General features: G+C 67.0%; 24 protein-coding genes. 11 read left to right on the top strand and 13 right to left on the bottom strand.

What is annotated here, in order from left to right:
• The first annotated feature begins 77 nt into the window (after positions 1-77).
• From GO986_RS15185 to GO986_RS15160, 6 genes are all read left to right on the top strand, one after another.
• Positions 78-329, top strand: coding sequence for an acyl-CoA-binding protein (locus tag GO986_RS15185; protein ID WP_157460151.1), 252 nt, complete (start codon positions 78-80; stop codon positions 327-329).
• A gap of 428 nt (positions 330-757) precedes the next feature.
• On the top strand, positions 758-1534 hold the full coding sequence (locus tag GO986_RS15180; protein ID WP_157460157.1) for an ImmA/IrrE family metallo-endopeptidase: 777 nt from the start codon (positions 758-760) through the stop codon (positions 1532-1534).
• 44 nt (positions 1535-1578) lie between these two features.
• A complete protein-coding gene (gene folP, locus GO986_RS15175) occupies positions 1579-2397 on the top strand; it encodes a dihydropteroate synthase (protein ID WP_157460150.1) in 819 nt (272 codons plus the stop codon).
• A 27-nt stretch (positions 2398-2424) separates the two neighbouring features.
• Positions 2425-2811, top strand: coding sequence for a dihydroneopterin aldolase (gene folB / locus GO986_RS15170; RefSeq protein WP_157460149.1), 387 nt, complete (start codon positions 2425-2427; stop codon positions 2809-2811).
• On the top strand, positions 2808-3299 hold the full coding sequence (folK, locus tag GO986_RS15165) for a 2-amino-4-hydroxy-6-hydroxymethyldihydropteridine diphosphokinase (protein ID WP_369409403.1): 492 nt from the start codon (positions 2808-2810) through the stop codon (positions 3297-3299). The genes folB and folK overlap by 4 nt, the downstream gene beginning before the upstream one ends.
• Positions 3300-3351: 52 nt before the next feature.
• Positions 3352-3846, top strand: a complete 495-nt coding sequence (locus tag GO986_RS15160; protein WP_157460148.1) for a hypothetical protein — start codon at positions 3352-3354, stop codon at positions 3844-3846.
• Between the two features lie 193 nt (positions 3847-4039).
• Here the strand turns inward: GO986_RS15160 and GO986_RS15155 are convergent, their stop codons facing one another.
• On the bottom strand, positions 4040-4357 hold the full coding sequence (locus GO986_RS15155) for a hypothetical protein (RefSeq protein WP_157460147.1): 318 nt from the start codon (positions 4355-4357) through the stop codon (positions 4040-4042).
• 131 nt (positions 4358-4488) lie between these two features.
• On the opposite strand from GO986_RS15155, the gene GO986_RS15150 reads away from it, so the two are divergent.
• From GO986_RS15150 to rplT, 3 genes are all read left to right on the top strand, one after another.
• Positions 4489-5298, top strand: coding sequence for a GNAT family N-acetyltransferase (locus tag GO986_RS15150; RefSeq protein WP_157460146.1), 810 nt, complete (start codon positions 4489-4491; stop codon positions 5296-5298).
• A gap of 142 nt (positions 5299-5440) precedes the next feature.
• Positions 5441-5641: a 50S ribosomal protein L35 gene (rpmI, locus tag GO986_RS15145; protein ID WP_046843284.1), complete on the top strand. Its 201-nt coding sequence runs from the start codon at positions 5441-5443 to the stop codon at positions 5639-5641.
• A gap of 5 nt (positions 5642-5646) precedes the next feature.
• Positions 5647-6000: a 50S ribosomal protein L20 gene (rplT, locus tag GO986_RS15140; protein WP_157460145.1), complete on the top strand. Its 354-nt coding sequence runs from the start codon at positions 5647-5649 to the stop codon at positions 5998-6000.
• 398 nt (positions 6001-6398) lie between these two features.
• On the opposite strand, the gene GO986_RS15135 is transcribed toward rplT, so the two are convergent.
• Together GO986_RS15135 and moaA are read right to left on the bottom strand one after the other, a co-directional pair.
• A complete protein-coding gene (locus GO986_RS15135; RefSeq protein WP_157460144.1) occupies positions 6399-7091 on the bottom strand; it encodes a GntR family transcriptional regulator in 693 nt (230 codons plus the stop codon).
• Between the two features lie 117 nt (positions 7092-7208).
• Positions 7209-8207: a GTP 3',8-cyclase MoaA gene (moaA, locus tag GO986_RS15130; protein WP_157460143.1), complete on the bottom strand. Its 999-nt coding sequence runs from the start codon at positions 8205-8207 to the stop codon at positions 7209-7211.
• Positions 8208-8428: 221 nt separating this feature from the next.
• On the opposite strand from moaA, the gene acs reads away from it, so the two are divergent.
• A complete protein-coding gene (acs, locus tag GO986_RS15125) occupies positions 8429-10384 on the top strand; it encodes an acetate--CoA ligase (protein ID WP_157460142.1) in 1956 nt (651 codons plus the stop codon).
• Between the two features lies 1 nt (position 10385).
• Here the strand turns inward: acs and GO986_RS23245 are convergent, their stop codons facing one another.
• The 6 genes from GO986_RS23245 to efp all read right to left on the bottom strand — a co-directional run bounded on the left by GO986_RS23245 (position 10386) and on the right by efp (position 14367).
• Positions 10386-10964, bottom strand: a complete 579-nt coding sequence (locus GO986_RS23245; protein ID WP_157460141.1) for a class I SAM-dependent methyltransferase — start codon at positions 10962-10964, stop codon at positions 10386-10388.
• The gene (locus GO986_RS15115) at positions 10961-11134 is read right to left on the bottom strand and encodes a hypothetical protein (RefSeq protein ID WP_157460140.1); all 174 of its coding nucleotides are present in this window, start codon (positions 11132-11134) and stop codon (positions 10961-10963) included. The genes GO986_RS23245 and GO986_RS15115 overlap by 4 nt, the downstream gene beginning before the upstream one ends.
• Positions 11135-11255: 121 nt before the next feature.
• Positions 11256-11603, bottom strand: coding sequence for a hypothetical protein (locus GO986_RS15110; RefSeq protein WP_157460139.1), 348 nt, complete (start codon positions 11601-11603; stop codon positions 11256-11258).
• Between the two features lie 63 nt (positions 11604-11666).
• The gene (gene accC, locus GO986_RS15105) at positions 11667-13004 is read right to left on the bottom strand and encodes an acetyl-CoA carboxylase biotin carboxylase subunit (protein WP_157460138.1); all 1338 of its coding nucleotides are present in this window, start codon (positions 13002-13004) and stop codon (positions 11667-11669) included.
• Between the two features lie 93 nt (positions 13005-13097).
• Complete coding sequence (accB, locus tag GO986_RS15100) at positions 13098-13631, bottom strand: acetyl-CoA carboxylase biotin carboxyl carrier protein (protein ID WP_157460137.1); 534 nt, start codon at positions 13629-13631, stop codon at positions 13098-13100.
• Between the two features lie 178 nt (positions 13632-13809).
• Complete coding sequence (gene efp / locus GO986_RS15095; protein ID WP_157460136.1) at positions 13810-14367, bottom strand: elongation factor P; 558 nt, start codon at positions 14365-14367, stop codon at positions 13810-13812.
• A 228-nt stretch (positions 14368-14595) separates the two neighbouring features.
• Between efp and GO986_RS15090 the strand changes: the two genes are divergently transcribed.
• Complete coding sequence (locus GO986_RS15090; RefSeq protein WP_157460135.1) at positions 14596-15312, top strand: 50S ribosomal protein L25/general stress protein Ctc; 717 nt, start codon at positions 14596-14598, stop codon at positions 15310-15312.
• A 445-nt stretch (positions 15313-15757) separates the two neighbouring features.
• Here the strand turns inward: GO986_RS15090 and GO986_RS15085 are convergent, their stop codons facing one another.
• The 4 genes from GO986_RS15085 to GO986_RS15070 all read right to left on the bottom strand — a co-directional run bounded on the left by GO986_RS15085 (position 15758) and on the right by GO986_RS15070 (position 19467).
• On the bottom strand, positions 15758-16894 hold the full coding sequence (locus GO986_RS15085) for a diguanylate cyclase domain-containing protein (RefSeq protein WP_157460134.1): 1137 nt from the start codon (positions 16892-16894) through the stop codon (positions 15758-15760).
• An 82-nt stretch (positions 16895-16976) separates the two neighbouring features.
• On the bottom strand, positions 16977-17732 hold the full coding sequence (gene pxpA / locus GO986_RS15080; RefSeq protein ID WP_157460133.1) for a 5-oxoprolinase subunit PxpA: 756 nt from the start codon (positions 17730-17732) through the stop codon (positions 16977-16979).
• Between the two features lie 174 nt (positions 17733-17906).
• Positions 17907-18854: a 5-oxoprolinase subunit C family protein gene (locus GO986_RS15075; protein WP_369409402.1), complete on the bottom strand. Its 948-nt coding sequence runs from the start codon at positions 18852-18854 to the stop codon at positions 17907-17909.
• Entirely contained in the window at positions 18847-19467 is a 621-nt protein-coding gene (locus tag GO986_RS15070; RefSeq protein ID WP_157460131.1) for a 5-oxoprolinase subunit B family protein, read from the bottom strand. The genes GO986_RS15075 and GO986_RS15070 overlap by 8 nt, the downstream gene beginning before the upstream one ends.
• Positions 19468-19477 lie beyond the last annotated feature (10 nt).

Raw genomic sequence — 19477 nt, 5'->3', positions numbered from 1 at the left:
GGGCTGTTCTGGTTTGCCGTCTCTTCTGGCCGCCGGAGCAGCCCTTTGTGCGCTTTGTACCGGGTACACTGCCGGGCATGACTCCTTTCGAACAGGCCCAGCAAGACGTGCAAACCCTAAGTCGCAAGCCTGGGAATGATGTACTTCTGAAGCTCTACGCGCTGTACAAGCAGGGCAGCCAGGGCGATGTCAGCGGGGCGCGGCCTGGGGGCTTTGACTTTGTGGGTGGAGCGAAGTATGACGCCTGGGCTGGCCTCCAGGGCATGAGCCAGGACGACGCGCAGCGGGAGTATGTGGCACTGGTGACTACACTCAAGGCCCACAGCTGAGGCAAACACCGCCGTTACCAATTCAGAAACCTATCAAATGTGTATCTGGCCAGGACGTCTTTCTCTGCGACTTTGCCGCGCAGATTGAGCAATCACAGTTGGTTTAGTCAGGCGTCTGGCAGAACATCGCCCCGTGCTAGTGGATGACCACAGGCATGACTGGGTCTATTGTTCTGCGATGATGAGAGTGTTTTAGGCCGTTCTAGACCGAGAATTACCATTCCCAGTCGGCCGCACTTTTGCCCTGCTCAATCCTGTGGTCGTACACTAGTCGCTCCGGCGCTGCCCCGGAGCGACTTCGTCTCGCGGCCCTTACAGCTACAGTCTGACCTGTCTTCCTGCCCTGATCGAGTAAGCTGCAAACCGTGACTGACGCGTCCCCCTCTGCTTTGCACGCGCCCGACATCATGGCGGCGGCCAGAGCGCGCATGAAGATGCTGGCGGCCGACTACGCTGCCCGGCTGCCCGGTCTGGATACCCACAGCCTGATGCACGGTCTGGACGGTGTGCAGTTGACCTTCATGCCGATGGGCGACCGGGACGGCGCCTATGACCCCGAACACCGCGTCATTCTGGTGAACAGCCGGGTGCGTCCAGAGCGGCAGCGGTTTACCCTGGCCCACGAAATCAGCCACGCCCTCCTGCTGGGAGACGACGACCTGCTGAGTGACCTGCATGACGCCTACGAGGGAGACCGGCTGGAACAGGTCATCGAAACCCTGTGTAACGTGGGGGCCGCCGCACTGCTGATTCCCCGCACCCTCATTGACGAGATGCTGTCGCGGTTTGGTCCCACCGGGCGCGCTCTGGGCGAGCTGTCGCGCCGTGCCGATATCAGCGCCAGTACCGCCCTGTATACCCTGGCAGAACACACCACCGAGCCGGTTCTGTACGCCGTTTGTGCGGTGGCCCGGCTGCCCATGGACGAGGGAGACGACGAAGGTGAGCGGCCAGCCAAGGCCCTGACGGTGCGGGTCAGCAGCGCGGCGCCGGGCGTCAAGTACAGCCTGCGCCCCGGCACCCCTATTCCCGACGACCATCCGGTCGCCGCTGCGCTGGACACGCGCCTGCCCATTACGCAGGACAGTTATGTGCCGTTTCGGTCAGGACGGCGCATGCCGGCGCAGGTGGACGCCTTTCCTGACCGGCACCGGGTCATGGCCAGTTTCCTGCTGCCCGTGCGCGCTGAGGCCGCCCCAGTTTGACGGCCCTGCACACCCTGCGCTTTGGCCGATCAGTGCCTGGTGGCATGCGAGGGGCGGAGGGCTGGCAGGTCGGCTGGAAGGGCACAGCGGTGATGGGCATTCTGAATGTCACGCCGGACAGTTTCAGCGACGGAGGGCGGCACGCCTCGCTGGGGGCGGCTGTAGCGGCGGCGCAGGCCATGCACGCTGCTGGGGTGCTGATGGTGGACATCGGCGGCGAAAGCACTCGCCCCGGCGCCGAGCCAGTGCCGGCTGAGCAGGAAATTGACCGGGTACGGCCGGTGGTGGCCGCGCTGCGCGACGTGGGCGTGCTGCTCAGCGTGGACACCCTGAAACCGGAGGTGGCCGAGGCCGCGCTGGCTGCGGGCGCCCATCTGGTCAACGACGTGGGCGGCCTGCGCGACCCTGCCATGCGCGCGGTGTGTGCGGCTTACGGGGCGCCGGCCTGCATCATGCACATGCAGGGCGAGCCGCGCACCATGCAGCGTGATCCCCAGTACAGCGATGTGGTGGCCGAGGTCAGCGCGTTCTTGCAGGAACAGGCACGGTTGGCGCTGGGCGCGGGGGTGCCGGACGTGCTGCTGGACCCCGGCCTGGGCTTTGGCAAGACGCTGGACCACAACCTGACCCTGCTGCGCGCCCTGCCCGCGATGTGTGCCGGGCCGCACCCGGTGCTGGTGGGGGCCAGCCGCAAACGCCTGATTGACTGGCTGGCGCAGGTCCCAGCAGCCGAGGACCGGGACCCAGGGACCCTGGCCCTGCACCTCCACGCCGCGCGGGCGGGGGCGGCCGTGGTGCGTGCCCACGCGGGCGCCGCGCATGTCCAGGCCCTAAGGGTACAAGCGGCGCTGGATCACCCCTGAAGCGGCCGTAGGCTACACTCGGCCCTGATGACCGCTTCTGCCCCCACCCCGACCAGCCGCGTGGTGTTGCAGGGGCTGGAGTTTCACGCCCACCACGGCGTATATACCCCCGAGGCCACGCTGGGGGCGCGCTTCGTGGTGGACGCCGAGCTGCATTACCCGTTTGTGGACCTGTCGGATGAGCTGGGGGAGGCCGTGAATTACGCCGAGGTCTACGCGGCCATCGCTGCCGAGGTCACAGAGACGCGCCGGCAACTGATTGAGGTGCTGGCCCACCGGATTGCGCGCCGGGTGCTGTCGGCTCAGCCGAAGCTGCTGGCGATTACCGTGCGCGTGCACAAGCCGTTTGCGCCCCTGCCCGGCGTTTTCCGCGACGTGTACGCCGAACTGACCCTGACGCGCGCCGAGGTGTGACCGACGCTTACCTGGCCCTGGGGGCCAATCTGGGCGAGCCGCTGCCCACGCTGCGCTGGGCGGTCTTGCAGCTGCGTGCGCTGGGCGAGGTGGCCGCAGTGTCGCGGCTCTACTACAGCGCGCCGGTGGGCGGCACACCCGGCCAGCCGATATACCTGAATGCGGCGCTGCTGCTGCGCACGGCCTGGGCGGCCCCGGCCCTGCTGGGGGCGCTGCATGACCTTGAGGCCCAGGCCGGGCGGCAGCGCCGCGAGCGCTGGGAGGCGCGGGTGCTGGACCTGGACCTGATTCTGTACGGCGAGCAGATCAGCGAAGCCCCAGCCCTGCGGCTGCCGCATCCGCTGGCCTGGGACCGCGCCTTTGTGCTGGCCCCGCTGGCCGACCTGGACCCAGAGCTGCGCCACCCGGTCACCGGCGAAACGGTGGCAGCGGCCCTGGCCCGTGTGGGGACGGCTGGGTTGCATGCCACTGACCTCGCCCTGACCTGAACCGGACGGAGCGGCCCGCAGCGGCCGGGCGGGCGCTATGCTGGGGGATGACATGAGTGAACACACCTCCTCCAATCGCCACGGCGGTCTGGGCCGCACGCTGCTGTGGGTGGCCGTGGTCTTGACTGTGGCGCTGCTGAGCTTCGTGATGGCTGTGACGACCCGCAGCAACCCGATCTACAGCGACCGCGAGGCCAACGGCATCAGCAAGTACAAGTTTATCGAGGTCTGCAAAGAGGCGCTTGAAGACAATGACGAACTGACGGTCAGCGCGGGTGGCCAGAGCCTGCCCCTGAAGACGCTGGTGGAGCAGGGCAGCCCCCTGAAACCTGGCGATGAGATTCACGCCGAACTGGAGGCGGAGCCCGCCCAGGTGGTGCGCGCCGCCCAGCCGGCTGAAGGCGGCGGCTGGACCATGACCGGCCCCGTTACCATCGCTGTCCACAGCGGCGAGCGCGTGAACGCCCTGGGTCAGCTGCCCCTGCAGTGCAGCCACGACAAGAAGACGGGCAAAACCATTGCCCAGCTGAGCCTGCCGGGCCAGTAAAATCGGCGGAGCAGGTGAGGCGCGGAAGACGGGGTTCTCCTGGTCTTCCGCGCCTCGCTTCTGGCGACCTAAAGACGTCGTACATAACATTTCGACTGTCTGGGAAAGCGCCGAACAGACTCCGCTCCTGGTACGGCGTCCTTTTTTCGGTCCTCGCTTTGCTCAGCTAATCTAAGAATTAACTTCGTTGTACTTACATCACCACGTCCAGGCCGCTCAGGCATTCCTCGGCGATGGCGCGGGCCAGGGGGTCGCGGGTGCTGCGGGCGTAGCTGACGCCCAGTTGCAGGTGGCGCTGCCCCCCATCTTTGCCCCCCAGCAGTTCCAGCGTCTGATAGAACGCCAGGTGGGTGTGGGCCAGCAGCACGTCGCGCGTGCGTTCGGGGGGCAGCAGGGTCAGCAGGTCCAGCGCCTCGCCGTACAGCCGCAGGGCGCGCGCCTGGTCTCCTTCCAGCGCACCTTCCCGGCCCAGTTGCAGGGCGCGGGCGGCGGTCAGGTACGCACTTCGCATGGCGGGCATTCTAGAGGAGAGGAGAGGGCAAGACTCCCTTGTCTGTTCGGGCCGCCGTACGCGGCAATGTAGGGGCATGGCGCTGTCCTGAACTGTCCCCTCGGGAGGCCGTCCCACCCACAAGGAGCCTTTTGACCGACTGGACCATTGAACCTGCCCGTCCCGAAGCCCTTCACGAAGTTGTGGCGCTGCTGCCCGACCCCACTGAAGCGGAGCTGCGCCTGAGCCTCCTCCGGGAAAACGTGGCGGCGGGCCGCACGCACCCCGAGCAGTTTCAGCTGCTCCGCTCGGCGCGCGGGCTGGAGGGCGTGTGCTTGCTGCCGACGCCCGCTCACATCCCGCTGCTGCCCCGGCTACGGGCCGAAGTGCCTCAGGCGGCGGCACAGGCGTTTCTCGCTCATCTCCGCCGTCAGGCCACGCCTGGGCGGCAGCTCATTCTTGACGACACCCTCGCCCCGCTGGGCTGGGAAGCGGCACAGGCGGCGGGCTGGCAGTTTCAGGAGGAGGCGGTCTTTTACACCACCGACCTGCGGGCGCGCACCTGGCCGGCTGACCCCCAGGCCCAGCGCCTCGGCCCGGAGGCCCTGACCCGGCCTGACGTGCAGCGGCTGCTGGCGGCTCTGGACCGCGCCGACCTGAGCCTGAAGGAGGGGTGGGTGCTGGTGGGATTACCCGATGAGACCGGCTATCTGGCCGCTCTGGGCGCGACGGGTTCCAGCGGTCGCCCCGGTACAGCGAGCATTGATCTGATGGGGGTGCATCCGGCGGGGCGGGGTCAGGGTCTGGGCCGGCGCCTGCACGCGCACCTGCTGGCGCTGGCCTCGCACACGTTCTCTGACCATGTGGGCGCCACCGGAGCCGACAACCACGCCATGATCCGCATTTTCGAAGGCCACGGCGCGGTCCTCAGCCAGCGGCATCTGGTCTTTGTTCAGCCTTGACCGGTGGCCTGGCCAGCGGATACAATCCTCTCTTGGTCAAGTGGGGCAGGGCAACCAACGGCTTTGCGTGCAAAGCGGCCCGAACCCCAGACGGAAGCCCTGCCCAGGTGGGCGCGACCGGACTGCAAAGGAGGCATGTCACATGCCCAAGATGAAGACACTGAAAGCGGCCAGCCGCCGGGTGAAGATCACCGGGACCGGCAAGGTCATGGCGTTCAAGAGTGGCAAGCGCCACCAGAACACCGGCAAGAGCGGCAACGAAATCCGCGGCAAGGGCAAGGGCTTTGTCCTGGCCAAGAGCGAATGGGCACGCATGAAGCTGATGCTGCCGAAGGGGAAGTGAGCTAGATGCCACGCGCCAAGACCGGCATTATCCGCCGCCGCCGTCACAAGAAAGTCCTGAAGCGCGCCAAGGGCTTCTGGGGCAGCCGCTCCAAGCAGTACCGCAACGCCTTCCAGACCCTGCTGAACGCCGCGACCTACGAGTACCGCGACCGCCGTAACAAGAAGCGCGACTTCCGCCGCCTGTGGATTCAGCGTATCAACGCCGGGGCCCGCCTGCACGGCATGAACTACTCCACCTTCATTGGTGGCCTGAAGCGCGCCGGGATTGACCTGAACCGCAAGGTGCTGGCCGACATCGCCGCCCGCGAGCCCGAAGCCTTTAAGGCCCTCGTGGACGCCGCCAAGACCAGCAAGTAAAACGCTTTCTCGCTGGGCCGCTCCCTTTACCGGGGGCGGTTTTTATTTGAGCCTGATCTCTGGATGCCGATTGAATCGAGCATGCTGCTGGGTAAAATCCGAGCGAACTCGCAGAGTTGCGCCGCAGATATAACAAACTCTGCAGGAGAGCGGGCAGGACAAGAGATGGACTGATAGAGGGCGCTCTCCCGGCTGTGCTGGGATGAAGCGGAAGACGGATCCTACCTGCTGGCCTCTGCTGCGTCCTCGCTGTTCACCGTCACGCCGGGGGTTACTGGTGGGCTTTGGCCTATATATGGCACTCGCGCACCCTACAAGACATCAGGCCGCTGCGGTCAACAGGCGGCCTGATGCTCTCAAGGGGTGCTCTCGCCAATATCGCGGTCTGACGCCTTCCTTTACGGCTCGAAGGTGTCCTGAAAGGCGTACCGGTCGCCGCGCACCCAATAATTGACATAACTGGCCCGTTTCTGGCCGCTGTAGGTGGTGCGGCGCAGCAGGAAGGCCGCAGTGCCCAGCGGCACCCGCAGCAGGTCGGCTTCTTCCTGGCGCAGATTGACGGCTTCCAGATTCTGCTCGACGCGCTGGAGGGGCAGCCCCAGGCTGATCATGGTTTCGTGGATGCTTTCCGTGGCGAGGTTGTGGTCCAGCAGGCCCGGCACCAGCGCGCCGTTGATGTAGCGCTTCTCGATGACCAGGGCTTCGTCGCCGGCGGTGCGCAGGCGGTGAACAAAAATCACCGGGTCGCCCGGCTGAATCTGCAGCACGATGGCGATTTCCGGCGTGGCCTCAATCTGCATGGCGCGCAGCACCGTGGTGCGGTGGTCGGGGTGACGCGCCCACTCCTTGAAGGGCCGCACCCGGAACATGCCCTGCCGGAAGCGCTTGCCGGTGGGAAAGGTGCCGGCTCCCTGCACGCGGTAGACATACCCCTCGCGTTCCAGTTCGTCAATGGCCCGGCGGGCCGTCATGCGCGAGACTTCAAATTCGCGGGCCAGTTGCGGCTCGCTGGGCAGCGGCAGCCCCTCGGCGTAGTGGCCGCCCAGCAGGCGGTCTTTCAGGGTGGTCTTGATGAGCGGGTACTTCGCCATGCATCCCTCCGGGTCGTCCGCTGGCGGGCGGAACCAGCTTCATCTTATGTTTAGTGTCCTGAGTACACAACCCAAGCGCTGCTGTGACCGTGAGCGGAACAGTGGAGGGCGCCTGTTTTAGCCGCCTATGTGGGACATTTCAACCTTAGAGGCCTGGGGCGAGGCCTCGCCGCGCTCCTCGCTGTAGCGGTCGCGGCGGGCCTGCCAGGTCTGGGCCACCAGGGCGCGCAGCTGCTCGTCGCTGGCGCCAGCACGCAGCGGCGCCCGCAGGTCGGTGCCAGCGCCTGCGAACAGGCAGGTGTACAACACCCCCACCGCCGAAAGCCGCGCCCGCGTGCAGTCGCCGCAAAAGGGCGCCGTGACCGAGCTGATCAGGCCGACTTCGCGGCCCTGGGCATCGGCGTGGCGCGCGGCCACCTCGCCCCGGTAGGCGGCGCCCACAGGCCTAAAGGGCTCGCCGCCGCCGTTCAGGCGGGCCAGTACCTCGCGCGAGGGGACCACACCGCCCAGGTTCCAGCCGTTGTGGTTGCCCACATCCATGAACTCGATAAAGCGCACCGGGGCGAGGTCGCGCAGCGCCGCCCACAGCTCCCGCAGGCCCTCGTCATTCACGCCGCGCTGGACCACCGTGTTGATTTTGACGCCCAGCCCTGCCTGAAGCGCCGCCTCAATGCCGTCCAGCACGCGCTGGGGGTGGGTGCCCAGGCCGTTCATGCGCCCAAACACTTCCGGGTCCAGGCTGTCCAAACTAACGGTCACGCGCCGGAGCCCTGCCGCTTTTAGCTCGCGTGCCAGCCGGGGCAGCAGCAGGCCATTGGTTGTCATGGCGAGGTCCTGCACCCCGTCTATGGCGGCCAGGCGACCAATCAGGACCGGCAGGTCACGCCGCAGGGTGGGTTCGCCGCCGGTAATCCGCACTTTCTCGACGCCCAGCGCCACAAAGGCCCGCGTCAGTCGCTCAAGTTCCTCGAAACTCAGCAGCTCCTGGCGGGGCAGAAAAGCGTAGTCGGGGCCAAACACTGAAGCGGGCATGCAGTAGGTGCAGCGCAGGTTGCAGCGGTCGGTCACGCTCACACGCAGGTCTCGCAGGGGGCGGCCCAACACGTCACGCAGCATCAAAGAGCAGCATACGCGCGCCGGGCAAAGCGGTTGGCGGGCCAGTTTGCTTTTTGCTGAGGTACTTGCGGCCTCCTTTCACCTGTTTGTTGCACCCGGTTCAGTACCGCCCCGGTACTGGTCTGGACCGCTGAGCAGACGGCCTGGCCAGGGTGGCAGGCCCGGCGGCTACAGTGGGGCACGCACCTCGCCACAATCTCGCCCTCGTCCCGGAGGCCCTCATGACCCAGACCCGCCCTGCCAGTGACCACATTGACGCCATGCTGCACGAAGACCGCGTCGTGGCCCCCAGCGCCGATTTTCAGGCCCGCGCCCGCATGGGCCGGGAAGACTACGACCGCCGTTACCGCCAGAGCCTGGACGACCCGGACACCTTCTGGAGCGAGGTCGCCGGGCAGCTGCACTGGTTTGCGCCCTGGCAGGAGGTGCTGGACTGGCAGCCGCCGCACGCGCAGTGGTTCGTGGGGGGGCAGACGAACATTGCCTACAACGCCCTGGACCGCAACGTGGCGCGCGGGCTGGGCGCCAAGACCGCCATCATCTGGGAGGGCGAGGACGGCGAGGTCCGGCGCTTCACCTATGCCGAGCTGCTGGCCGAGGTGAAGCGGGCCGCCAACGCCCTGACGGCCCTGGGCGTCGAGAAGGGCGACCGCGTGACCCTCTACCTGCCCCTGGTGCCCGAAGCCGCCATTGCCATGCTGGCCTGCGCCCGCATTGGGGCGGTGCATTCGGTGGTGTTCGGGGGCTTCTCGGTCAGTGCGCTGGCCGACCGCCTGAACGACGCCCAGAGCAAATTGCTGATTACCGCCGACGCCGGGCAGCGCCGGGGCGCGCTGGTGAGCTTGAAAGCCAACGCCGATGAGGCGGCCGCGCTGGCCCCCAGCCTGGAGAAGATGCTGGTGGTGTGCCGCGCCGACTGCGAGGCCCCCATGCAGGCGGGCCGCGACGTGTGGTGGCACGACGCCCTGGCGGCCGCTGGAGCTGAGCATGAGGCGGCGCCGCTGGACAGCGAGCACCCGCTCTTTGTGCTCTACACCAGTGGCAGTACCGGTAAGCCCAAGGGCGTGCAGCACACGACGGGCGGGTACATGGTGGGCACCTACCTGACCACCCAGACCGTCTTTGACCTGCAGGACGACGACGTGTACTGGTGCACCGCCGACGTGGGCTGGATTACCGGGCACTCCTACAGTGTGTACGGCCCCCTGCTGAACGGCGCCACGGTGCTGATGTACGAGGGTGCCCCCAACCACCCCGACTGGGGCCGCTTCTGGCAGCTGGTGGCAAGGCACCGCGTCACCATCCTGTACACCGCTCCCACGGCCATCCGGTCGTTCATGCGCCAGGGCGATGACTTTCCGGCCCGCGCCGACCTGAGCAGCTTGCGCCTCCTGGGGTCGGTGGGCGAGCCGATTAACCCGGAAGCCTGGATGTGGTACTGGCGCGTGATTGGCAGCGAGCGCTGCCCCGTGGTGGACACCTGGTGGCAGACCGAAACCGGGTCCATCATGCTGACCACCCTGCCCGGCGCCCACCCCAGCAAACCCGGCAGCGCGGGCCTGCCCATGTTTGGCGTGGAGCCGGCCATCATGACCCGAAGCGGCGAGGAACTGGGCGCCGATGACGGCGGCCTGCTGGTGCTCAAGCGGCCCTGGCCCAGCATGTTGCGAACGGTCTACGGTGACGACGAGCGCTACCGCAAAGCCTACTGGGGTGAGATTGAGGGCGTGTACTTCGCCGGAGACGGCGCCCGCCGCGACGCCGACGGCTACTACACCGTGATGGGCCGGGTGGACGACGTGCTGAATGTCAGCGGGCACCGCCTGGGCACCATGGAAATCGAGTCGGCCCTGGTGGCCCACCCCAGCGTGGCCGAGGCGGCGGTGGTGGGGCGCCCCGACGACGTGAAAGGCGAGTGCGTGGTGGCGTTCGTGCTGCCCCAGGGGGGGTACACGGTCGATCCGAAGGAGCTACGCGCCCATGTCAGCAAGGAAATCGGTGCCCTGGCCCGACCCGACGCCATCTACATTGCCGACGCCCTGCCCAAGACGAGAAGCGGCAAGATCATGCGCCGCTTTCTGCGGCAGATTGCGGCGGGCCGCAGCATTGAGGGCGACACGAGCACCCTGGAAGACCCCAGCGTGTTGGAGCGGCTGGCGGCCACCCCGTCGGTGTAGATCAGGTCAGCCAGACCTGAAGGTGCAGGGCGTCTTGCACGGGGAAGAGGTGGTCGGTTCTGGCGGCCACCTCCCCGTAACTCTGGGCCAGGGCGCGGGCGACGTTAGCTGTGACCGTGACCGGCAGGCGCAGGTCAAACGTCGGTGTGGCCTGGTCGTGACCTGAGGCCTGAAATCGTCCCAGCGCGGCCCAGGTCTCCTGCAGGTGGTCGGGACCGTGCGCCGCCACAACGACCCGTCCGCTGGGCCGCAGCACCCGCCGCGCTTCACGCAGTGCCCGTGCTGGGTCTGGCAGGTGCGCCAGCACACGCACGAACAACACGGCGTCAAAACTGGCTTCGGGGAAGGGGAGGGCGTCGGCGGTGCCGCGCAGGACACCTGCGCCCGGCTCGGGGTCCAGGCCCGCCAGGTGGCCCCGGTGCCCCCACGCTTTTAACTCGCGCAGCAGCCGGCCGTCCCCGGCGCCAACGTCCAGCACATCCAGAGCAGGGGAAAGGCTCAGGGCGCCCAGCAGCGGGCCGTGTGGCCAGGGCTCACCACAGAGGCCAGAGAGGAGGGCGTCACGGGCAGAGAGGGTCATGACGGAACAGAAGTGGATTCGCCTGATGTCAGTAGGTCAAACAAATCCGAGCCGCTGGAGGCCCGCAGAACCCCTTGCTGTCGCCGCAGTTCGGCAATCACGTCGCTGAGGCGGTGAATGGTGACTTTGCGCTGGGCCAGTTCGGCTAGCTGCCAGGGTCCCTTCATCATGTGATACGGATTCCGCTTAATTACAGCACAGCCGGAAAGGCACCGTCTGCACTTCCATATCGCGAAATCCGCATCTGTTCCTTCTCGCTCCGCTCGGATTTCATCGAGCAGAATGCTCGATTCAATCGGAGTCCGTATGAGTCACTACTTCAAACGACCACGTGACTCCGGGCGCCAGGGTCGCGCGCAGGGCCTCTTTACCAGGGGCATGAAACTTCGTTTGAAACCAGGCGGCCACATTGGCACGCTGCTCGTCTTCGTTCTGTAGACGGGCACTTTTCGTTGGTCCCAGGGAGCCGATAGGCCGCACATTACAGGCCACCTCGATATGTCGGGCCACTAAGCCGTGAGGTGTGATACGCAGGGCCAGCAGGTCGAGTTCGTAGACGCCAACTCGGGCGCCGCGAATGGTGAAATGTCCCGTACGGTGAAGCCATTCCTGAACCAGTTCTTCCGCTATTAACGCCACAGCTCCTTATAGCGAGAAGGCAGACAGCCATAAGCCATCTGCCTCCTGGCATCTGCCCTGCTCCTACATCTCCATCCGCGTCTTCAAGAAGTTCGTCATGACGGCGCCGCGCTTATAAAACGGGTTGTCCATAATTTTCACGTACAGGGGAATGGTCGTTTTCGGCCCCTGGATCACGGTTTCTTCCAGGGCGCGCTTCATGCGGACAATCGCCTGCTCGCGGGTGTCATGGTGGACAATCAGCTTGCCAATCAGGCTGTCGTAGTGCGGCGGAATCACATAGCCGCTGTAGGCGTGGCTGTCCACGCGCACGCCGGGGCCGCCCGCAAAGTGCACGTCGTCCATCTTGCCGGCCGCCGGGCGGAAATCCTTGTCGGGGTCTTCCGCGTTCAGGCGGCATTCGATGGCGTGACCGCGCAGCACAATGTCGTCCTGCTGCAACTTCAGGCCGTAACCCGCTGCAATTTCCAACTGCAACTTCACGAAGTCCAGGCCACTGATTTCTTCAGAGACGCAGTGTTCCACCTGAATGCGGGTGTTCATCTCCATGAAGTAGTAGTTGCCGTCGCGGTCCACGATGAATTCCAGTGTGCCGGCCCCGGCGTAGTTGACGTGCTTGGCCAGGCGCACCCCGGCGGCCAGGATTTCCTGGCGCAGGCTGTCGGGCAGGGTGCTGGGCGCTTCTTCAATCAGCTTCTGGTTGCGCCGCTGAATGGAGCAGTCGCGCTCGCCAATGTGAATGACGTGGCCCTGGCCGTCGCCCATGACCTGCACTTCTACATGGCGAAATTCCTCCAGGAACTTTTCCATGATGATGGCGGGGTCACCAAAGTACAGCCTCGCCTCTTCCTGCGCCTGGGCAAAGCCCTTGGCCAGTTCGTCCTGGGTGCGAATGATCTTCTGGCCGCGTCCGCCGCCGCCCGCACTGGCTTTGAGCAGCACAGGGTAGCCAATCTGCTTGGCCGCCAGCAGCGCCGCGTCCGTGTCGTCCAGCACCCCGGTGCCTGGCACCACGGGCACGTTGCTCATGGCGGCAATCTCGCGCCCACCGGCTTTGGACCCCAGGGCGCGCATACTCTCGGGTGTGGGCCCGATAAACACGATGCCGTGGTCGCGGCACATCTCGGCAAAATCCGGGTTCTCGGCCATAAAGCCGTAGCCAGGGTGAATGCCCTCGGCGCCGGTCATCAGGGCGGCCGACAGGATGTTGGGGATATTGAGGTACGACTGGTTCGAGGCGGGCGGCCCCACACACACCGATTCGTCCGCCAGCAGCACCGGCAGACTCTTTTCATCGGCGGTGGAGTACACCACGACCGTCTTCACGCCCATCTCGCGCGCGGTGCGAATAACGCGCAGGGCAATCTCGCCGCGGTTGGCGATCAGGATTTTTTTAAACATGTGCTTGCCTCCAGCAGAACGTCAAAGAATCCAAGGGTCAAAGGGTCCAAGCAGGTGCAGCCCTTAGCCACTTGGACCCTCTGACCCATGACCTCACTCAATGATGAACAGCGTTTGACCGTACTCGACGGGCTCGGCGTTTTTCACCAGAATCTCGCGAACCACGCCGCCCATCTCGGCTTCGATCTCGTTCATCAGCTTCATGGCCTCGATGATGCACAGCACCTGACCAGCCTGAACGGTGTCCCCCACCTTGACGTAAGCCGGCGCGTCGGGGGTGCTGGCCGCATAGAAGGTGCCCACAATCGGCGCCTTGACCGGCGTGCCTTTACTGGCGGCGGGGGCGGCAGCGGGTGTGGGGGCTTCGGCGGCGGGCGCTGGCGCGGCACTGGGCGCGGCGGGCGCCTCAGGGGCAGCGAGCGGGGCCACTGGGGCCGGGCTGGCAGGCGCCGGGGCAAAGACGGGCGTGGGGCCGGCCACCGGCTGGGGTGCAGGCGCGCTGGGTGCCCCGGCGGCCTGGGGGCCGCGCTTGAGGCTCAGGTCGAAACTGCCTGTCCGGAGGGCAAATTCACGCACGTCGGCGTGTGTCAGGGCGGAAAGAATCTGTTTCAGGTCGTCCGGGTTCATGGCCCCTCCTAGGTGTGGCTGTGCAGTGCGGGTCTTGTGGTGTCGCCTCATCATGACGGGTTGGGCAGGCGCGGGGGTGTCACCCGCTGCCTAACGCCCGTTAGGCTGCACCGAGTCTAACGGCAAAGGCGCGCGCCGCCCCCGAGTCTTTTCGGCAGGCGGCGCGCAGACACCAGGGTTAGGCCCGGCTGAGGTACTGGCCGGTGCGGGTGTCCACCTTGACGCTGGTGTCCTGCTCCACAAACAAGGGCACCTGCACGGTGGCGCCGGTTTCCAGCTTGGCGGGCTTGGTGCCGCCCGAGACGGTGTCGCCGCGCACGCCGGGGTCGGTTTCCACGATTTTCAGGATGACCTGGTTGGGCAGGGTGATGGTCAGGGCCTTTTCGCCGTACATCGCCACTTCGACTTCGGTGTTTTCCTTCATGAACTTGGCGGCGTCGCCCACCAGGCTGGGGGGCAGCGTCACCTGCTCGAAGGTGTCCATGTCCATGAACATGAAGTCGTCGCCGTCTTTGTACAGGTACTGCATCGTCTTGCCTTCAACGTAGATGTCCTGCAGTTTTTCGCCGCTGTTGAAGGTGCGGTCCACAATGGAGCCCGTTTCCATGTTGCGGAACTTGGTGACCACCTTGGCGCCGCCGCGCCCCATCTTCAGGTGCGAGTAATCCAGGCATTCCCACAGGCCGCCGTCCATTTCTACTTTGGTGCCGTTACGCAGTTCCGTCACGCTGATCATGTGTCTCTCCTTTGGTCTTCTGGCCGGGGCCGCCTCCAGGCACGCTGGGGGGCCGCGCGGCAACGCCAGAGAGTCTAGCAGAGGGCCGCCTGACCCTTCCACCGGCCGGCGTGCCTTTTCTGCTATGCTGTTCCGGTTGCCGCGCCCGTCCCCGCCCCCAGGCTGACTGACAGTCGGAGCGCGGCGGGGCAGGGCGGCGAAGCCCTAACCGCAAGGAGAACACAGCACATGGAACTGAACGCCCAACCCCGCAGCAGCCAGCAGAAACTGGCCGAAGGCATGATTCCCGCCGTGGCCTACAACAAGGACAAGAACGTGTCCTTTGCCATTGACCGCAAGGCGTTTGACCGCGCCTTCCGTCAGCACAGCACCACCGGCCTGTTCGACATCACCCTGGAAGGCGGCGAAACCTTCCCGGCCCTGGTCAAGACTGTCCAGATGGACAAGCGTAGGCGCGTGCCTATTCACGTGGACTTCTACGTGGTAACCTACGGCGAGCCCGTAACCGTGTCGGTGCCGGTCCACACCAAGGGCAAGAGCCAAGGCGAAGTCATGGGCGGCTTGGTGGACGTGGTGATTCACAACCTGTCCGTCGTGGCCCCCGGCCCCCGCCGCATTCCCCAGGAACTCGTGGTGGACGTGACCAAGCTGAACATCGGTGACCACGTCACTGCCGGTCAGGTCAAGCTGCCTGAAGGCGTCAAGCTGGCTGCTGAAGAGGACCTCGTGGTCATCAGCGTGCTGCCGCCCCGCCTGTCCGACAGCGAAGCCGCCGCCGAGCAGCAGGCCGCCCAGGTGGCCGGTCTGGTGGCCGCAGGCGAAATCAGCGAAGAGGCCGCGACGGCCATCTTGGAAGGCGACGCGACTGTGGAAGAAGCCAAGGCCGAGGCCGCTGGCGACGCCACCGAAACGGCCGACGACACCAGCGAGAAGAGCGAAGAGTAAACGCACTTTCCAGAGGCGAGGCTCCTATGAGGGGCCTCGTCTTTTCGTTGACTGGGAAGAGAAACGCCAGGGCCAGGACAAGTGAGTGTGCCCAAGTCTGCGGCGCAGCGCTTCTGATGGTTGACCTGTCGGCGACCAGATGGCCTTGCGGCTTGGCCGGGTGCGGGCCTCTTTGCAAGATCGTAAGACCAAACCTGTGACAGGACGACAGCTTGAGCTTGCTATCCAAAATCCAACTGAGTCGTGTGCAAGCAGGGTTCAGAGGAAACGTGTCCTGGGCCTAGAGCTGGTAACTGGCTCTTTCCCAGTTTATGAATGCACCAGATCGACTCCGCATCAGCTGCTGAAGCCAGCGAGAACCCAGAGGCATCAATCAACCGTCGATCAGAGCGCCATCAAAAAGCAACCTTGGGCAATCCCCAGGGTGGCTATAGGGGTTTTCCCTCTATGCGGGTTGCATCTGAAGGCCGAGGGTGTCTGGGCTGGGGGCCTCCGTCGGCGGTGTGCCCAGGACCACACGATTCTGGCCGGTCTGGTGCAGGGCGTTCAGGCTGTCCTCGGCCTCGCGCAGCAGAGTCAGGCCATCCTGACGGCCATCCTGAAACGCCAGGGCGATGCTGACCGTGACATTGGCGCCGTCCACAGGCCGCGAAGCCACGCGCACGCGCAGCCGTTCGCACACGGCGCGGGCCGAGCGGGCGTCGGCGGCGCGCAGGACCAGCACCAGCTGGCCATCGTCCAGGCAGCCCAGCAGGTCGTCGTCCCGCACGGCACCCAGAATCACCCGCGCCACGTGGGCCAGGCGGTGAGGCTCGGGGGTGGCATCCGCCAGCAGGCCGGGGTGCGGAGCGTCCAGCCCAATCACGGCCACACCCAGGCCCTCGGGACGGCGCAGGGCCTGGCGGGTGAGCCAGCGCTCCATCATGGCGCGGCCCGGCAGGCCGGTCAGGGTTTCGCGCCCGGCGTCGCCGTCGCCCAGCAGATCGCGGCGTAGGTCGCCCAGAGCGCGGTGGGCGGCGCTGTGCTGGCCAGCCAGCAGGACCGCGCCGCCCAGTAGCAGTTGCAGCACCGCGCCCACAACCGGCTGGTGCAGGGCGCCGGGCGTCAGCAAGACGTGTGCCAGCAACAGCGCTGCGGTGCTGCCCAGCGCCAGCAGGCTGAGGGGCAAGCTGACCCGCCGTCCCAGCAACCAGAGGTGCGAAGCCAGCAGCACGGCGGCCCACGGCCCCAGGCTGCCCAGCACCTGCATCTGCGTTTCGGCGGGCACCCGGAACAGCACATGCCACAGGTGGCCCAGCACATACCCCCAGGCGCCCAGCAGCGTGAGCACATGCAGGGTCCGCAGCTGAACGCGCGTGACCGTCAGGGTCAGCAGCAGGCCGGCCATCAGCACACTGAGCAGCGGCAGCGCCCAGCGCTCAAAGCCGTCCAGCGGCACGTAGAGCAGCCGCACCAGCATCGCCAGCAGCACAGCGCCCAGCAGGCGGGCGTTCAGGGTGCGGCGGTCCAGCGGGCGGGTAAAGGGGCAGGCAGCGCGCCGGGCCTGGAAGTCAGCGGTGGTGGGGAGAGAGAAACGGCGCATCCTGCCCGCAGTTCAGCATGCCCACTCTCACCAGAGCCTGACAGCGCGGCTGATAGGGTGCCCAATTGTCTTGAGCAGACCTTCATGTGCTGGGGGCTGGCGCCAGAACGCGCACGCCCGCCGCCTCCAGCGCCGCGCGCAGATCACGCGCCAGCTCGGCGGCCTCGGCGCCGTCGCCGTGCAGGCAGAGCGTCTGGGCGGGCACACGGACCCATTCACCCGTCACGGCTTGCACGTGGCCCTGGCGGGCAATACTGACCCCCTGCGCCACCGCCGCCGCGTGGGGTAGCAGGGCGCCGGCCTGCGAGCGTGGCCACAGCGTGCCGTCCAGGGCATAGCCACGATCAGCAAAGCCCTCGCCCAGCGCCGTCAGGCCCAGCGCCCGGGCCTCGCGCAGCATCACGCTGTCGTCGCCAGCCAGGCCGTAGTACAGCGGCACGCCGCTGTCGTGGGCTGCCTGGGCAATGGCGCGGGCCAGCGCGGGGTCCCGCGCGGCCATGTTGTAGAGCATGCCGTGCGGTTTGACGTGGCGCAGCGTTACCCCCTCGCGCGCCGCCACCGCCTTGAGCGCTTCAATCTGCTCCCGGACAAAGGCCGTGACCTCGGCGGGGGCAAAGTGCAGTTCGCGCCGCCCAAAGCCCTCGCGGTCTGGAAACCCAGGGTGGGCGCCGGCCGCCACCCCGTGACGCGCGGCCAGGCGCAGGCTGTCCCGCATGGTTTCGGCGTCGCCGGCGTGGCCCCCGCAGGCGATGTTGGCGCTGGTCACGAACGCCATCACGGCTTCTTCGTGGGCGCTGCCCTCGCCCAGGTCGGCATTCAGGTCGGTGCCAGTGTGCATGGGGGCAGCATACGGGCTGGGCCGCCGGCCGCTGGGGTGTGTGACAGGCCGACCCAGCTCAGAAGAGCAGTGCGGGTCTGAAGGGCAAGCAACCTGGTGGGCCGCGCTGTGATGTGGACCAGCCCGGAAAAGGGTCGCCAATCTGTCACCTGACTCGGCAACCCAGGCGTCTCCTTATCCAGCCTGGGCGGCGTACCACAGGCGCAGAGCCGCCTCGGCCTGCCGCAACCCTTGTTCCTGCTGCCAGAGGGCGGTTCGGGCAGCGGCCGGGGGCACCGGTTCAAACTGCACCTGGTTGCCAGGGCGCAGCTGTCCCAGCCGGGCGAGGTCGGCCTGAATCACCACCAGCGGCGCTGGGTAGCCGCCGTGGGTGCCGGCGTCGGGCAGCAGCACGATAGGCTGTCCCCCCGGCGGCACTTGCACCAGGCCAGGGACGTTGGGCACGCTGGCGCGCGTGGGGTCGTGGGGGGCCGGTACGCCTTCGGTCAGGCGTACGCCCATGCGGTCAGCCTGCGCGCTGACGGTGAAGCCTGGGCCACACAGCGCCGCCAGCAGCGTGGGGGTCGCGTCGGAGGTGGGCACCACCCGCAACCTGACATTGGGGCCGGTGGGGGTCTGCACCTCCGGCGAGAGAAAAGCGCGGGGCGGCTGCACACTTGGCCTGTCGGCCCAGGTCAGGCGGTCGCCCGCCCGCAGCACTCGGCCCTCATAGCCGCCAAAGCCGCTGTAGACATCGGTTGAGCGGCTGCCAAATACCTCCTGGCCGTTGAGCCCGCCGCGCACCGCCAGAAAGGCCCGCGCGCCTGCCGGGGTGCCGCGGAGGTCTAGCCGTCCGCCAGCGGGCACCGGGACGGCCCGCCACAGGGGGAAGGGCTGTCCGTCCAGCAGCGCCTCGAAGGGCGCGCCGCACAGGCTGACCAGCGCCCCAGCGTCAAAGCGCAGTGCCGGGCCGCCCAGGGTTACTTCCAGGCCCGCCGCGCCGGGCGGATTGCCCACCAGGGCGTTGGCCAGGCGCCGGGCCACCGGGTCAGCTGCGCCTCCAGCTGGCACCCCCAGGGCGCGCACGCGGCGGCCTGCATCCTGCACGGTGGTGTGTAGGCCGCCGCGCAGGACCTCAAGCACGGGCGGCCTCAAAGCGCACGCGGTCGCCCGGCTGCCACAGCACCGGCTGGGGGCGGGCTGGGTCAAAAAGGTTCAGGGCTGTGTGACCGACGACCCGCCACCCGCCCGGCGTGGCCCGTGGGTACACGCCAGCCCACGGCCCGCCCAGCGCCACACTGCCTGCCGGTACTCCAGCGCGCGGGATGTCCAGGCGCGGCATCTGGAGGGCCGTGGGCAAGCCTGTCAGAAAGGCGAATCCCGGTGTGAAGCCCAGAAAGGCCACCTCCAGCGGCGCGGCGCACACGGCGGCCACAAAGGCCGCCTCACTCAAACCGGCATGCGCGGCGCACCACGCCAGGTCGGGGCCGCCAAATGTCACCGGCACGGTGAGGGTCTGGCCCTGAGTCTCGGTCTCGGGCGGCAAGGTGGTCAGGGCCGCGCGCACTCCACCGGTCAGGGTGTCGGCGTCGGTGCAAAGCGGGTCAAACAGCAGGGTCAGCTGGCCCAGCGCGGGCACGCTGTCCAGCAGGCCAGGCAGCCCCTGCCGCGTCAGGTGGCGGTGCAAGTCACGCGCCCGCCCAGTCAGGACCACCAGCGCCGCGTCCCCTAAAGGCAGAAAGGTCACCGCCGACATGGAGGCATCA

Source organism: Deinococcus arboris (genome assembly GCF_009755355.1).
Classification (GTDB): domain Bacteria; phylum Deinococcota; class Deinococci; order Deinococcales; family Deinococcaceae; genus Deinococcus; species Deinococcus betulae.
This window is presented reverse-complemented; position numbering and strand designations above follow the sequence as displayed.

Coding starts and splice junctions, on each gene's coding strand:
- accB (WP_157460137.1), bottom strand. CDS start 13,631: ATGAACCCGGACGACCTGAAACAGATTCTTTCCGCCCTGACACACGCC.
- GO986_RS23245 (WP_157460141.1), bottom strand. CDS start 10,964: ATGACCCTCTCTGCCCGTGACGCCCTCCTCTCTGGCCTCTGTGGTGAG.
- rpmI (WP_046843284.1), top strand. CDS start 5,441: ATGCCCAAGATGAAGACACTGAAAGCGGCCAGCCGCCGGGTGAAGATC.
- GO986_RS15155 (WP_157460147.1), bottom strand. CDS start 4,357: ATGCGAAGTGCGTACCTGACCGCCGCCCGCGCCCTGCAACTGGGCCGG.
- GO986_RS15090 (WP_157460135.1), top strand. CDS start 14,596: ATGGAACTGAACGCCCAACCCCGCAGCAGCCAGCAGAAACTGGCCGAA.
- GO986_RS15180 (WP_157460157.1), top strand. CDS start 758: ATGAAGATGCTGGCGGCCGACTACGCTGCCCGGCTGCCCGGTCTGGAT.
- GO986_RS15085 (WP_157460134.1), bottom strand. CDS start 16,894: ATGCGCCGTTTCTCTCTCCCCACCACCGCTGACTTCCAGGCCCGGCGC.
- moaA (WP_157460143.1), bottom strand. CDS start 8,207: ATGCTGCGTGACGTGTTGGGCCGCCCCCTGCGAGACCTGCGTGTGAGC.
- folB (WP_157460149.1), top strand. CDS start 2,425: ATGACCGCTTCTGCCCCCACCCCGACCAGCCGCGTGGTGTTGCAGGGG.
- acs (WP_157460142.1), top strand. CDS start 8,429: ATGACCCAGACCCGCCCTGCCAGTGACCACATTGACGCCATGCTGCAC.
- GO986_RS15115 (WP_157460140.1), bottom strand. CDS start 11,134: ATGATGAAGGGACCCTGGCAGCTAGCCGAACTGGCCCAGCGCAAAGTC.
- pxpA (WP_157460133.1), bottom strand. CDS start 17,732: ATGCACACTGGCACCGACCTGAATGCCGACCTGGGCGAGGGCAGCGCC.
- GO986_RS15160 (WP_157460148.1), top strand. CDS start 3,352: ATGAGTGAACACACCTCCTCCAATCGCCACGGCGGTCTGGGCCGCACG.
- efp (WP_157460136.1), bottom strand. CDS start 14,367: ATGATCAGCGTGACGGAACTGCGTAACGGCACCAAAGTAGAAATGGAC.
- GO986_RS15185 (WP_157460151.1), top strand. CDS start 78: ATGACTCCTTTCGAACAGGCCCAGCAAGACGTGCAAACCCTAAGTCGC.
- accC (WP_157460138.1), bottom strand. CDS start 13,004: ATGTTTAAAAAAATCCTGATCGCCAACCGCGGCGAGATTGCCCTGCGC.
- rplT (WP_157460145.1), top strand. CDS start 5,647: ATGCCACGCGCCAAGACCGGCATTATCCGCCGCCGCCGTCACAAGAAA.
- GO986_RS15135 (WP_157460144.1), bottom strand. CDS start 7,091: ATGGCGAAGTACCCGCTCATCAAGACCACCCTGAAAGACCGCCTGCTG.
- folP (WP_157460150.1), top strand. CDS start 1,579: ATGCGAGGGGCGGAGGGCTGGCAGGTCGGCTGGAAGGGCACAGCGGTG.
- GO986_RS15070 (WP_157460131.1), bottom strand. CDS start 19,467: ATGTCGGCGGTGACCTTTCTGCCTTTAGGGGACGCGGCGCTGGTGGTC.